This window comes from Pseudomonas sp. MWU13-2862, assembly GCF_023242495.1.
In the GTDB taxonomy this organism is placed as follows: domain Bacteria; phylum Pseudomonadota; class Gammaproteobacteria; order Pseudomonadales; family Pseudomonadaceae; genus Aquipseudomonas; species Aquipseudomonas gingeri_D.
In genome coordinates this window covers 487,696-500,624 of sequence record NZ_JALMEZ010000001.1, presented here as the reverse complement: position 1 = coordinate 500,624, position 12,929 = coordinate 487,696, and the positions used below count along the sequence as shown (strand labels likewise).

Genomic DNA, 12,929 nt, shown 5'->3' with positions numbered 1-12,929 from the left:
TCGCTGGCAAGCCATGCTCCTACAGGCCTAGGTCGTACACACAACTTTCATCCGACACGAAACTGTAGGAGCAGGGCTTGCCCGCGAAGAGGCCCTTGAGGCCACCAAATCTTCCGCGGCGAGCCACGTTCCGACCGCCGATGTTTCTTCCCTGCATCAGGGAACCCACCACCGCGCCCAATGATCTAGTCTAGGCAGGCCCCTGGAGAGATCGCCATGTACCGGTTCTTCGAACAACTCAGTTCCCGCATCGCCGCGCCCTTCATCAGCGAACCCTCGCGCAACAGCAAGGTCTGGCGTTGCCGTTGCGATCAATCGGTATTCTTCCGCAACAGCCAATGCCTGGCCTGTTCCGCGGCCCTGGGCTACGAGCCTCAGGGCAGTGTACTGTCATCCCTCCAACCCGGCCCCTACCCAGAGAGCTGGCAACTGGACACCGACCCCGACGCAGGCCTGTTCCGCCGCTGCGCCAACCTCGACACCGCGGCCGCCTGCAACTGGGTGATTCCCTACGCCCACGGCAGCGCCCTGTGCACCGCGTGCGCCCTCAACCGGACCATCCCCGACCTGTCCATCACGGAAAATCCCGAGCGTTGGCGCAAGGTCGAAACCGCCAAGCGCCGCCTGGTGGCCCAACTGATCACCCTGGGCCTGCGAGTCATCCCGAAAACCTGGGACGAAGAAAACGGCCTGGCCTTCGATTTTGTCGGTGTCGACCTGGAAGGCAAGGCCCCCATGACCGGCCACGCCAACGGCCTGATCACCCTCGACATCAAGGAAGCCGACGACGAGCACCGGGAAAAAGTCCGCGTGCAGATGCGCGAGCCGTACCGCACCTTGCTCGGCCATTTCCGCCATGAAGTAGGTCATTACTACTGGGATCGGCTGATTGCCAACAGTCACTGGCTGGAACCGTTTCGCGGCCTGTTCGGTGACGAGCGCGCCAGCTATGCCGACGCCCTGGAGCGCCATTACCAGCAGGGTGCGCCGCAGGACTGGCCGCAACACTTCGTCAGCGCTTACGCGACCATGCATCCCTGGGAAGACTGGGCTGAGACCTGGGCGCATTACCTGCACATGATGGACGCGGTGGACACGGCACTGGGCTTTGGCATGAGTGCCAAGGAATCGGATTTCGACTACCCGTCGTTTCCCCTGAGCGCGCTCTACGACCCGCAACATCCGGAGGGGCCGGCGTTCCTGTCGTTCGTCAACGCCTGGATCGAACTGGCGGGCATGCTCAACGAACTGTCCCGCAGCATGGGCCAGCCGGATTTCTACCCGTTTGTGCTGCCGCCGGCGACCATCGCCAAGCTGCACTTCATCCACCTCGTGATCCAGGAGGAGGGTGGCCGGGCGGATGAGGTGTTGCAGGTGTCATAGCCGGCTGGCCTTGGCGCTCTCCCTGTGGGAGCCGGCTTGCCGGCGATGGCCGTGAGAGCGCCGCGTTGTTCCAGAGACCCGCGTCAGTACTGACGCCTCACTTGTCCTGCCTGTAAATCCGTTTCGGGTGGAACACCAGGCTCTTGATCTGCGCATCCAGCTCCTTGCTGTGATACAGGTCCAGACATTTCAGCAGATCGAAACGCACGCCCTGAACCTCCGGCTCAACCAGCGGGTTGTGATAGTCGCGGGCCAGGTAGCGATCCACCAGAGACTTGATTGCGTCAGGAGCCTTTTCCAGATCGTATTCGGTCCAGTCGCGTAATGCGCTGACGCTGCTTCCCGCGTCAACGGCGACCTGCTTGTCGCCCTTGTAGGCATCTGCAATACAGGTCGCCAGGACCATGTCCTTGTAATTTTGCCCATAGGTACGTGCACCGGCCTCTGGAGAAGTGGCTGCATCGTCCTTCGCATAAGCCACGGATGTCAGCAGCATCAGGATGGAGGCTGGCAGGATGCCCAATAGAACCTTGTTCACAGCAAGCTCCAGAAGTGCGCCCCGGGCTCGTTGAAATAGCAGTGGAAGGGCACTCTTTTCATCTTTACGTCCTTGTTTTGAATATTCAGCCAAATCGTCGTGATGGCATTGCCCATGGGGGGGGCGGCAGTCTGGCAGGCAGGGGCCGGATAAAGCGTAGGTCATATCGATCATTGTGCTGAGGCGGCAGGGGCCAAACGACTGCCTTATTGACTCGCCTTAAGTCAGAAAAATCCCTTAATGCGGTGGATTTTTCTGCTAGTTGAGGTGAGTGGGCCTATCAACCACCGCTTGATAGATCGACGGTGGTAACCGCTACCTGCATGCCCCTGTTCCAAGCCTGAATTGTCGAAAGATCCCTTTCACTTGCCTGAAATTTCCTAGAAAATCCCAGCCCGTTGCGCCTGTTCGAACCGGCGGCTAGTCTGCATTCCGTCACCGCAAAATCGGTGACACGGACGTGCAAGTCCGGACTGCGAGATAAGGCGCATCAACGCCACCACTACCTTTGGGCATCTTCATGTCTGGAGTTTGGTGTTATGGCGGCTGTACGTGGGAGATCTTCGGGATCTGCCGGGTAGTGCGCCTCTTCTTGCCCCGGTCTTGCACACCTGCGTATAGCTGCCACCCTCTTTGCGTGCAAGCAAACGGTGACGGCCTCTCTCAATCAGCAAGAAAGAGGTGCACCCGTATGTTCAAGATCACCCCCAATCCCCCAAGTGAAGACCTGTCGTCTCTTGCCAGCCAACTGGCGATTGAGCGAGCGTTCGCCCATTACGAACTGCCACCGGACAACGTCTCGCGACGTCGACGCGAACAGCTGACGACCGAAGATGCCCTGGCTCAAATCGACGAAATCCTCCAGTCCGCCTCAGCCACGGCTTACGAGTGCGCGGACAACCTGCAGGGTTCCAATCGCAAGCTGGCCTTGGGCGTGGTGCACCTGGTCGATCTGGCCTTGAGTCGTGTGGATAAGCTGCTGGACAAGCAAGCACTACCAGCCTGACCTATCCCTGTAGGAGCGAGCTTGCTGGCGATGACGGCAGTGAATCCACCGCCGCCATCCCTGGCAGGCCGCTGGGCCTGATCCACGCTGAGGACCGCCACACACCAGACGCCGACAAGTACTTGACCCTCATCGAATTTTTATCGACGCCAAGCGGTTGTAACTTCTCGTTATCTAGGTACAATGGCGCGGCTCGCCGTCAGGCGGGCGTCGTTATGGTGACCCCATCGGTCCCCCCGCAACGATTACCCGTGAACCTGGTCAGATCCGGAAGGAAGCAGCCACAGCGGGAACATTGTGTGCCGGGGTGTGGCTGGTGGGGTTGCCTCCATAACGCCCACCATCAAAGCTTATCCCCCTGAATATCAGTCAAAGTGCCAGATCAAGATCGGCGCTTCGATTTTCCACGTCCGAAATTCAAGATTCGATCCGAAGCCTTGGCACCCTGGCTCGTGCCAAAAATCCGGACGCCACACGGAACCTGGCGGGATGTTCTATAAGGCTGTTACCTTCGTTTGACGACTCTCGTGTGATATCAGAGATGTCCAGGGGGGTAAGGGTGGGGAGAAAAATGGGATATCAGACATCCACTACCTTCGGTTGCATGGCTGGATTCAACGCGACCTCATGGGTCAGCATATTAAAAATTTGCGGTTGCACGACATACTTCCATTTGCCCTCTTTGTAGAACAGAAAGTTGAACGCGTTGGGCGCAGGATATTTCTGGTCGCTACGGCAATAGTCACTGGCGTCAATGCAGGAAAGAATGGATTGTCCCTGGGCCAGGATCAGTTGATTGATAGTTGCGCTGTCTGGATGTTGGTGATGATAAATTCTGAGCATGTTGCTGCCGGCCGGAGAGGTTGTTGTGACCAGCGCGCACCCGTTCATGGCGGCAGTGAATACAAAATTATGCTGTGGATTATGCCGTGGTATATCGACAAAACCAGGCAATACATTGCCTTGAATAAAGGGGCACCAGTAGGCGGTGACCAAGGGATCGGTATGCGTAGGGTTGCCGGTTGGTGCCAGTATGACTTCTTTCGCCTGCCCGTCACCCAGCAGGTCGAAGGCGCCTGATTTGACGGTATTAAGGACTCTGTTTCGCTGTTGGTTCGTGCTGTTCGCCTGATCCTTCATAAACCACGACACATTGTTTATCGCTCGCTGAGCGACATACCATATCGGATTGTTCCTAAAAGTCAGGTTGTGGCCGTTCATAATGATCTCCAGTTGTTGCGAAAATACCCGGCACCAAGGAAAGTGCCAGTGGGTGTGTAGTATTTTGTGAATGGAGAGAATGGTATTTATAGATTGGTGGGCGGACAAGTAATCAAATATGATGAAATATTTCCGAGCTCAAGCTCAGGGCTGTCGAGGCGTTGCCTTAAAAAGCTGCAGCTTTTATAAACGCCTCATCAAGTGATTTCGCATCATAGGTTTCCATGAAAGTGTGGCGGTCGTCAAATCGCTTGAACCGCTTTTGACTTAACATATAAAAGTAGTCGCAGTGGTTAATAATTTCATCGACATTGTGCGAGGAAACCAGAATAGCGGCACCTCTTTTGGCTGCTCCGTGCAGACACTGCCAGATATAGTGACGAAATTCTGGATCGACACCTGCAGTGGGTTCGTCCAGGATGATGAGATCCGCGTCTATTGACAAGAGCGAAAGGGCAAAAAACCAGCGCTTTTCTCCATAACTGCATAAAGCAGACTTTTTTTTCCAGATCTCTTTGTAGCGATTGATGATGCCGGGACTCCATTGTGAAAGCTTGTGGAGTGTTTGCGACTGGGTATTCTGTGTAGAGGAGCAAAGCAGGTTGGTCATTTCGAAGATATCGAACATGCGTAGTGCAGGCGGTGTCATGAGTATCTGAGATAGATAGAGCTCTTTTGAGAAGCTGTTTCGGACATCCCCTCTACAAGGCGTCTTCAGTTTGCAGATGATATCAAAGAGTGTCGTTTTTCCAGATCCATTTGGACCCAGTACCCCGATAATGGTGCCGGGGCGTATCGTCATTGTTGCGTTTTCGAAAATTATTCGATCGTGATACTTGAAATCTATTGAATCTATCGTTAGGTTTTTCATTAGTAGCGGCTCCAGACAGGGTTGATGCGCAAAAATTTGATAGTGATAAGCAGGCTTGAAACGAATAAAAATAAAGTGAGTAGGGTGAATGTCGTTTTTCTTTTGAAACCGTTCTCAATCAGCTCGGTGGCGTGCAATAAGGGGTTGCCCAGATTGACAGCTTCAAGTAAAGGTGTCGTTGAAAGCGAACCGGATAGACCAAGGATCAGAAGGGCGAATGAAAAAATAGAGAATAGGGTATTTGCGTTTTGGAAGTTTAGTGGGAGGAAGCTGAAGTAGATGCCGATTGAGCAGAATAGTAGGTAGCAAATATAAAATCTCGAAATGATACCCAGGAGTTCCAAGGTGGAGTAAGCACCGAAGGGCGGGCGAGTGGCAAGGTAAAACACGACGCAATAAATCATGGCAATGACCGAGTAGGCGAGGGCTTGGGCCAGAATAAAGATTCGTTTCGCTTCGTGATTGTAAATGAATGACCGAATGTAGCCGCTTTCTCGACGGCCTATGATGTAAAAGGAGAATCCAAACAAGGCAACATTGGAAGAAATGTAGGCATAGAACCAGGCTGTGTGCTCGATGTAATCCCCTGAGACTGAATTCATCCAGCCTCTGGACAGGGCCAGGAGATAGAAAGCGGCACACGGCGAAATAATAATCCAGAATAAGGCAATGGGCTCCTTGAGTTGCTCTTTTATGAAAAGCCATGCCAAATGACTTGAACGGAAAATAATTCGACTTTGCATGGGGTTATCCTTTATGGAAATGGAACCATCATCGATTTTCGTTCAGGGATTATGTCGTGCTTGAATTGAGATGAGTATTTATTATTTATGTTTATATTTTTTGAGTTGTCCATGTGCATGAATAAATCAGGGGAAATAAATTTGCTCATTGTGCAAAGGGTGCCGTTCAGAAGGTGTGTTTTTGTATAAAGATAGCCGGATATATCTTGGTCTATAACTGCTTGTCTGACGCCTTTGAAGTTGAAAGGGAGGAGGGTGTGTTTGTTGTTGTCGGGATTTATAATGGGGTTGTTTATGGTTTTAAATGTTCTGTGGTTGTTGCAGCTTAAGAAATATTTTATATAAGGGTCGTGGAGTTTGTGCGGTTTTCCATTGGCGCTGGAAAATAGGTTCATAAATCGAAAGGTTTGCCACAGTTCGCTAATCGCCTTTTCCAAGGCCATTGCTTCATTTTCTGCATAGGACAATCCTGCGCAATATTGTACGTTACGAGTTTTTTTCTTCTGCCCATAAATGATGAGTAGGCACTTGCCTGGGAATTTGTTGTCGGATATGTCAAAGGCTATGAGTTCTCCTGATTTACATAGTGCTTCGTGTAATTTGGTCAGAGTGTGATGTTTTAGGGAGCTTAATATTTCTGTGGCCTCTAAGACGGCGGAGCATTTTCGGGTAAGCCAAAATCTGGATAAAAATTGTCGCTCCAGATTTTCTTTCAATGCTCCGAACATTGATTCCTCGGCGCTCCAGTGAAAACTGCAGCCACAGGTGTCTCTCGATGGATAAATTTCATTATCGCTACCTAATAGCAATGCATTCAGAGAGATACAGGCTGTTGGGATAGCACATGGTGTGAAGTCAGCGAGTCTTGAAACGTTCGTTAATTTGTATTTGTGTGACGTCAAATCGGCGGTTTTAAGGTTTTTGAAATTGGTCTGGCGGAAGGCTTGAGTAAAAGATTTGACTTCTTTGTTGGTGAGGCTGCTAGAAAGGGTGTTTTCTGAGGTTGGAAAAATCTCCATGTAAAAGTGCCGCCTTTCAAAATATTCCCCCATGGCGGCGTTGATGGCGCTTGAGCCTATACCGATGCCAGAGCCAGTATTCAGGTGGAAGTCAAATACCTCAGTAATGGATGGGAAGTCGAGCGTCGCGGAAGGTTGATAACTTATTTGATTGGGGAATGTGATTCCAAAATCGTTGTTTATGATATTCATTTTTTTGCTCCGATTAAATGGACGCACATCGGCGCAAATAGAGCAGGGTTCAACCCTATCGCTTTCGATAACATATGGTCTGTGTAGCCGGACCATAACCTGCAGCTCAGCCCAAGGCTCGCCGCTCGGAGCTCTATTAACATATAGATTGAACCTACCTCCATTAAGGCCAGGCGGTATCCGCGGTATCTGTATTTGAATAAGGTTTTTGGCAAATAGGCGACATAAATGAGCGCTATGCTGGGGCTGCCGATGCTTTGTATGTTGGAGAGTATGGTTTTCTTTAAATGCTGAGTGCTACAGCTATTTTGCATGATCTCAAGGGACTTTGAGGCGGGGAGTAGGTGTAAGATTTTTTGAGGGTGAGGCCAGTCTTCATTTTCATCATTTAACGAGCATATGAAGGTTTCTATTGGATAAAGCGCGCCTCCGCTTGGGTAGTTTCTTTTTTTTGAATTGTTGTTTTTTGTCAGGAGCGTAGCGATCAGTTGTTGGATGGTTGAAAAATCTAACGTTGAAGGTTCAAAAAAATCGCAGGATTCGTTTCTGTAAGATATATTTATTTTTTTTATATTTTCAGGCAGAGGCTGTGTTAAGCCTAGGTCTGGATACAGGCTTAGCTCGTTCGCGCACAGAAGATCGAGTTGTTCCTCATTTAGTTGATGCAGGTAGGTGATGCCTTCGAAGGCTTCATGGAGGGTATAGTTTTCCTTGTTATGAAAGTTCTGTACGTATTCGAACACCTTCGGATCCATGAATTTTAAATAATAATCGTGAGGAATGGTTTTCATTTGGTTGACCTCAAACAATCACACATGAACCAGTGGGATAGATTTTCTTCGGTGATGAGTCCTTTGCTGATATCTACGTATGATGTAAGAAAGAGGCTGTCTTGATGGCAGCTTTCGTTTTTGGATGTGGTGTAAAAATTTATGTGGTTGGCAACAGCTCCAAAAATTAGGCTCTTTTGGAGAAGCGTGTGTTGGCTGGATGGAATGGGTGAGTTTCGATCCTTGAAAAACGTGAATAGCTTTATCCAGCTACTGTCTCTTGGGTTTAATTGATCATTGAACTCTAGTCGATCTACATTGCAGAAGTGACAGGGATTGCCGATCTCGGCAATATAAGGTGGGCTGATGCAGAAAGAGTTTCCTATCATTGTCCCTACCGATAGGGCGCTTTGTGGGGCAGTAGATGCCATTTCGAAGTATAATTTTTTCAGACGGCCATAGTCGTAGTCTTTGCAGAGAATAAAAATAAAATCTCGGCTATTGTTGTCGAGCTTACGGGTTGTTGAATATATGTGATGGAACTCAACAGGGAGGCATATTTCAGGAGTTAGAATATTCTCAACTGCTTCGTCATTCAGGTTGTGAATAAATATTATTTTTTTAAAGTAGTATTCATGGATTGATTTTTTGATCAGCAAGGCTTTTTTCATGAAGGAAAAAGCCGCTTCCGAATCAAGCCCGTTCTCTACTAATATGTCATTTATTTCTTCTTTGGATATGTTGCTTTGGTTTCGATTTTTTATTGTTTTTAGTGCGTTTAGCAAAGAAGGGGAGCTTATTTTCGAAACTCCCATTTCTGACACGATGAGATTTTCTTTAGGGAAGTTCAGTATTTCGTAGTTGTGTATGCTTATATTCACCGGGCGCCTCCTTGATCTTGCTGCCAAGGTTGCTGAGCTTGCCGCGCAGCAACCTTGGTAGGGTTATGAGGTTTAGCCTTCACATGAAGTTTCTAGTCTTGGGCTTTTCTCATGGCTGGTAATTGCATTCCCCCCGGACCCTCCGCTTCCGCCGCTACCTCCATTACAGCCACCGCCACCACCGCACCCGCCACTGCCACCGCATCCACCTTGGCCACCTGATCCGCCATTGTTGGCTTGAGGGCTCTTGTCGAAGCTTGGGCCATTTTTAAAGTTGAAGAGTATTTCTCCGAAAATTTCGGTGCTCATTATTATGTTGCTCCTACGTACTGTTGATGTGAGTAGCTGTTTTCACCAACTACAGTAGTAGCTATAGTTTCTATGCTGTGGCTGCGTCAAACACGGATAGGTTTGTCTGTAGGAAATTTCGCCGGGCTCTTGGGAAGTAAAGGGAGTCGCTATTTCTTTAGCGAGATTACGGATTGTCTAAAACAAGCTTTATGAAGCGGAGCACTAGATTTTTGTAGGCTGTTTCATACGCTAAATGAAGATGGCTTCTGTTCGTGAGGCGACGAACGGTCTTCGAAAAATTTCTATTTTCGAGATTGCTGTTCGGTTCAACGATCGCTATTGATTTAGTGGTGCAAGGTTAGAGTGTTGCGAGAAAGACGGCATGAGGCCATGTCTGCAACTCTATTTTTTGAATAGAAGGCGCTTTATAGAATCTAAATAAACGAAGAGATTTAGCGGGTTTATCTTTGTCTTGGGTTACAACACCGCCCGCAGCTCCCGCGGCGACAACCCATAATGCTTGCGAAACCGCACCGCAAACCGTGAAGCCGAAGCATAACCACTGGCTGCTGCAATTTCCCCGATGGGTCGCGGAGTGACCTGCAACCACTGCAACGCCATCCCCAGCCTGACGTTCTCCAGGATATTGCTGAAGCTATCGTCCTCGTTCGCCAACTGCCGGCGCAATGTCGAAGCACCGAGGTTCAGGCGCTCGGCGACACTGGCAACGGTCCAGTCCCGTGCCGGATCGCTCATGACAATCTGCTGCACGCGCTCACACAGCGGATCTCGACGGTCCAGTAGCACCGGGCCGGCCCAACCGCCCAGGGCCAACGCCAACAACACCGCTTCCGCATAATGGGTGCGCAAGGCATCCGGCGAGTCGGCGTTGATGCAGTCCAGCAGGTTTTCCCAGGCCTGGGTCGTATGCCGATCCAGCGGTACGCACAACTCCTGTGTCGCCGCGCGTCCGGGGAAAGTATTGATCTGCTGGCTGTAACGAACGCTGAAGGCCCGCAACAACTCCGTGGGAAAGGTCACTGCATCGGCGATGTAGTAACCCTGTGCCCCGGGATAGTTGCTGATCCCCACTTCGCACCCCGCCGGCATCAGGATCAGATGCCGTGGACCCACGCGCATTTGCCGATCATCCCAGCCCATCAGCTTTTCGCCCTGGCGGACACGGCACAGGGTGGTGACGAAAATCGGCACCCGTTGCAGTGCATGGGGCTGGCGCGCCTGTATGACACTGGCGCCGATACGGCTTTGGCGATGCTGGATGCCGGCGGGGGCGTTCATGGTTCCTAGCGTCCGTAGGGGGCGGTGAGGGTGGCTTTGCCCAAGGCGTTGGCGTTGAGCATGTAACCTACCATGGCGCCGCTGGATTGTTCATTGACCGGCAGTTTATCGACCTTCAAGGCCCAGACGGTGAATTGATAGCGATGCGGTTTATCGCCGGCCGGCGGGCAAGCGCCGCCGAAGCCTGATTGACCATAGTCGGTGCGGCCCTGGACGGCACCTACGGGCAGTTGGCTGGCAGTAGGGTTGCCTGCGCCAGAGGGCAATTCGTGGGTGGAAATCGGGAGGTTGACGACTGTCCAGTGCCACCAGCCGCTGCCGGTCGGAGCATCAGGATCGTAGGCGGTGATGGCAAAGCTTTTTGTGCCGGCCGGAGCATTTTGCCAGGACAGTTCAGGCGAGGTGTTGCCGCCTTCGCAGCCAAAGCCCTGGAACACTTCGCGGCTGCTCAACGGCTTGCCGTTGGCGATGTCGCGGCTGGTGAGGGTGAAGTCGGCGGCCTGGGCGCTGAGGCTCAGGCCGAGGGTAAGGGCGGTGAGGAGAAATCGGGTTTTCATGCTGATCTCGTCTTGGTAGGGAGAGGAGATACAAGTGTATTGAGGGACTGAACGGGTCGTTGTGCCGCTGCGCTCGGCCATTGTGCCGAAACGCTCAGTCTGTTTCTGGGAGGGTTACCGCAAGGATGGGAGGTACGTTCTGAAATATTGTTTTGGTGAGTAAATCCGCTCGTTTTTGAGCGGTTGTGAGCCTATCCAAGGCTGAGCGGCAATGGCCGCAGTGGCGGTATCGAGTGTCAGATTATTGTTGAGGAGGTGTTGTTGATTTTTAACTCTTTGAAGTTATAAGGAATTGTTTAATCGTGGTGCGGGGTTTAATTCCTATTGATCAGATTTTTATAATGAAGGCTGTAACTTGGCGTCAATATTTTGTTTGTGTGGGGTTGATGATTTTTTTTGCACGGTTTAATAGTTGTGCTAGCGTTCTGTACGGTGTTTTACCATTGATTGTTCTTGAGAGGTGTGTGAAAAATATGACTGACAATGCCTATGTTGAATACAGACCGAAATCAAGTGATAAAGCACATGGTGTTACTCACCATGTTGTCATTGTTAATGGCGCGGAGGTCGGAACAACACATAAAACACAACGTGCGGCCGAAGAGTGGGCGTGCGGGAAGGGTTATACAGTTCATGTTGCGAGGGAGCGGCATCTCCAAGATCGACCTACTCCCGCTCACTGGCGAAAGTCAGATTGCAAACCATAGGCCAGTCGATTGCTCAGGGGGTGGTGAGCTTGATGGTTTTAGTCTCCACTGCTTTACCTAAAAACGAATCTGCCCACTTTATAAATATTTCAGTTTGTGAGGGAAGAAATGTCAAATCACATCAAACCCGGACCAAAGCCAAAAAGAGAGGATGACAAAGATGACAGGCGGCATCATGTGAATCCAGAAAATAAGCCAAAGCATCCAACGCTGCCCACGCATAAGCCCTCGAAATAAATAGCAGGTTTGCTATAGGTTATGTAAAGAGGCAGTAGGTTTGAGTCGAAAAAACAAAAAAACGGGAAGGATTATTAAAAAAATAAGTCTTTCCCGTTTTGCTTTCTGCCGGAGCGAGATTGGTCGCGATACTCGTCGGAACAGTACGGGGATCAGTTGCTCCGCGTCATCGTTGACGTTTATCGCTGGCAAGCCAGCTCCCACAAGGGTTAGCGCTTGAACAACTTGCGGAAGAACCCGGCAACCACCACCAGTCCCACCACGATAAATTTCTTCAGGGCCAGCAGCATCACGCCGATCTTGGCGAACAGCCCGGCCTTGGCCGCAAGACCGCCCGCCACCAATGCCGCCAGCCCGTAAGGCGCCAGCTTGTCAGTCTTGGAGTCGTAGTCGGCATAACGGTTGCCGTCGGTGAAGTTGGTGAACGCCAGAATCTTCGGCGTTTCCAGCTTGATGGTCTGCAAATCGGCCATCGCCGCCACCGCGTTGAGCTCCAGGACTCCCTCGCGACCCAGTACGCGGATGCTGTAGTTCAGGGTGGTCTGTTGCGCATCGTCGGCCTTCAGCTCACGGGCCCAGTACATCTTGTGGCTGCCCTGGTCGTAGCTCGGTGGCTCGGCCCAACCCAGCAGCGACAGGCCGGCATAACCCTGCTTGTGACGCTCCTTGTTGTTTTCCTCATCATCGGCCTGCATCTGCTTGAGCAGGTCGGCGTAGTCGATCTTGGCCGCGTCATCGTCGGAAATATGCCCGTCGTTCTTGTAGCTGACGATCACGCCCCAGCCATTGTCCGCCAGCGGGCTGGTCGACTTGGGAATGATCATGCCCAGGGTCTTGTGACCGGGCGGGTTGCCCCAGCCTTCGGTCAGCAGACGCTCGGTGTCGGCCGGCGACAGGTAGTAGAAATCGTCATTGAGTTGCAGCGTGGCAATGCCACTGGGCAGGGTAATGGTGCCGTGCTGCTGCTTGAGGGGGGCCAGCCATTGTTCAGTCGTTTGGTGGGGCGGGGTGCTGGCGGTCGGCGCCGGAGCGGGAGAGCTGGCGGCCAGGGCAGGCAAAGTGAGGCTGCTGAGCGCCACTGCGGCCAATAGCTGGCGCAGGTGATGTTTCATCGTAGTCCCTTACATTTTGAATTAATTTGGTCGGCAGGATAGCTGAAGGGGCGAAGGTCGCGCTAGAGAAGGCGTGTAGTCGCTTTCAGGGGGGGGCTTGGG

Annotated in this window: 12 protein-coding genes and 1 other RNA gene; 3 read left to right on the top strand and 10 right to left on the bottom strand. The window is 51.6% G+C overall.

Going from position 1 to position 12,929, the window contains the following annotated elements; all coding sequences use genetic code 11:
- Window positions 1-216: 216 nt before the first annotated feature.
- Window positions 217-1,383: a putative zinc-binding metallopeptidase gene (locus M5C56_RS02340; protein ID WP_103496686.1), complete on the top strand. Its 1,167-nt coding sequence runs from the start codon at window positions 217-219 to the stop codon at window positions 1,381-1,383.
- Between the two features lie 97 nt (window positions 1,384-1,480).
- Here the strand turns inward: M5C56_RS02340 and M5C56_RS02335 are convergent, their stop codons facing one another.
- The gene (locus tag M5C56_RS02335) at window positions 1,481-1,879 is read right to left on the bottom strand and encodes a type VI secretion system amidase immunity protein Tai4 (RefSeq protein WP_103496740.1); all 399 of its coding nucleotides are present in this window, start codon (window positions 1,877-1,879) and stop codon (window positions 1,481-1,483) included.
- 733 nt (window positions 1,880-2,612) lie between these two features.
- Here M5C56_RS02335 and M5C56_RS02330 point away from each other — a divergent pair.
- Together M5C56_RS02330 and ffs are read left to right on the top strand one after the other, a co-directional pair.
- A complete protein-coding gene (locus M5C56_RS02330; RefSeq protein WP_103496687.1) occupies window positions 2,613-2,927 on the top strand; it encodes a hypothetical protein in 315 nt (104 codons plus the stop codon).
- A gap of 225 nt (window positions 2,928-3,152) precedes the next feature.
- Window positions 3,153-3,249, top strand: an RNA gene (ffs, locus tag M5C56_RS02325) — signal recognition particle sRNA small type.
- A gap of 257 nt (window positions 3,250-3,506) precedes the next feature.
- Here the strand turns inward: ffs and M5C56_RS02320 are convergent.
- The 9 genes from M5C56_RS02320 to M5C56_RS02280 all read right to left on the bottom strand — a co-directional run bounded on the left by M5C56_RS02320 (window position 3,507) and on the right by M5C56_RS02280 (window position 12,827).
- Window positions 3,507-4,148 (bottom strand): hypothetical protein, encoded by a 642-nt coding sequence (locus M5C56_RS02320; RefSeq protein ID WP_103496688.1) that lies wholly within the window; start codon window positions 4,146-4,148, stop codon window positions 3,507-3,509.
- Between the two features lie 166 nt (window positions 4,149-4,314).
- On the bottom strand, window positions 4,315-5,019 hold the full coding sequence (locus M5C56_RS02315) for an AAA family ATPase (RefSeq protein ID WP_103496689.1): 705 nt from the start codon (window positions 5,017-5,019) through the stop codon (window positions 4,315-4,317).
- Entirely contained in the window at window positions 5,019-5,762 is a 744-nt protein-coding gene (locus M5C56_RS02310) for an ABC transporter permease (RefSeq protein ID WP_103496690.1), read from the bottom strand. Before M5C56_RS02310 ends, M5C56_RS02315 begins: the two co-directional genes overlap by 1 nt.
- An 11-nt stretch (window positions 5,763-5,773) precedes the next feature.
- Window positions 5,774-6,973, bottom strand: a complete 1,200-nt coding sequence (locus M5C56_RS02305) for a YcaO-like family protein (RefSeq protein ID WP_247263004.1) — start codon at window positions 6,971-6,973, stop codon at window positions 5,774-5,776.
- Window positions 6,970-7,764, bottom strand: a complete 795-nt coding sequence (locus M5C56_RS02300; RefSeq protein WP_103496691.1) for a SagB/ThcOx family dehydrogenase — start codon at window positions 7,762-7,764, stop codon at window positions 6,970-6,972. Before M5C56_RS02300 ends, M5C56_RS02305 begins: the two co-directional genes overlap by 4 nt.
- Entirely contained in the window at window positions 7,761-8,624 is an 864-nt protein-coding gene (locus M5C56_RS02295; protein ID WP_247263003.1) for an McbB family protein, read from the bottom strand. The genes M5C56_RS02300 and M5C56_RS02295 overlap by 4 nt, the downstream gene beginning before the upstream one ends.
- Before the next feature lie 768 nt (window positions 8,625-9,392).
- Window positions 9,393-10,214, bottom strand: coding sequence for a helix-turn-helix transcriptional regulator (locus M5C56_RS02290; RefSeq protein ID WP_103496693.1), 822 nt, complete (start codon window positions 10,212-10,214; stop codon window positions 9,393-9,395).
- Window positions 10,215-10,219: 5 nt separating this feature from the next.
- On the bottom strand, window positions 10,220-10,771 hold the full coding sequence (locus M5C56_RS02285) for a kinase inhibitor (protein ID WP_103496694.1): 552 nt from the start codon (window positions 10,769-10,771) through the stop codon (window positions 10,220-10,222).
- 1,153 nt (window positions 10,772-11,924) lie between these two features.
- Window positions 11,925-12,827 carry a DUF2167 domain-containing protein gene (locus tag M5C56_RS02280; protein ID WP_103496695.1) on the bottom strand — a complete coding sequence of 301 codons (903 nt, stop codon included), beginning with the start codon at window positions 12,825-12,827 and terminating at the stop codon, window positions 11,925-11,927.
- Between the last annotated feature and the right edge of the window lie 102 nt (window positions 12,828-12,929).

What these genes read in the sequence shown, in the direction of transcription:
- M5C56_RS02340 (WP_103496686.1), top strand. Translation starts at nt 217, where the DNA reads ATGTACCGGTTCTTCGAACAACTCAGTTCCCGCATCGCCGCGCCCTTC.
- M5C56_RS02335 (WP_103496740.1), bottom strand. Translation starts at nt 1,879, where the DNA reads ATGCTGCTGACATCCGTGGCTTATGCGAAGGACGATGCAGCCACTTCT.
- M5C56_RS02330 (WP_103496687.1), top strand. Translation starts at nt 2,613, where the DNA reads ATGTTCAAGATCACCCCCAATCCCCCAAGTGAAGACCTGTCGTCTCTT.
- M5C56_RS02320 (WP_103496688.1), bottom strand. Translation starts at nt 4,148, where the DNA reads ATGAACGGCCACAACCTGACTTTTAGGAACAATCCGATATGGTATGTC.
- M5C56_RS02315 (WP_103496689.1), bottom strand. Translation starts at nt 5,019, where the DNA reads ATGAAAAACCTAACGATAGATTCAATAGATTTCAAGTATCACGATCGA.
- M5C56_RS02310 (WP_103496690.1), bottom strand. Translation starts at nt 5,762, where the DNA reads ATGCAAAGTCGAATTATTTTCCGTTCAAGTCATTTGGCATGGCTTTTC.
- M5C56_RS02305 (WP_247263004.1), bottom strand. Translation starts at nt 6,973, where the DNA reads ATGAATATCATAAACAACGATTTTGGAATCACATTCCCCAATCAAATA.
- M5C56_RS02300 (WP_103496691.1), bottom strand. Translation starts at nt 7,764, where the DNA reads ATGAAAACCATTCCTCACGATTATTATTTAAAATTCATGGATCCGAAG.
- M5C56_RS02290 (WP_103496693.1), bottom strand. Translation starts at nt 10,214, where the DNA reads ATGAACGCCCCCGCCGGCATCCAGCATCGCCAAAGCCGTATCGGCGCC.
- M5C56_RS02285 (WP_103496694.1), bottom strand. Translation starts at nt 10,771, where the DNA reads ATGAAAACCCGATTTCTCCTCACCGCCCTTACCCTCGGCCTGAGCCTC.
- M5C56_RS02280 (WP_103496695.1), bottom strand. Translation starts at nt 12,827, where the DNA reads ATGAAACATCACCTGCGCCAGCTATTGGCCGCAGTGGCGCTCAGCAGC.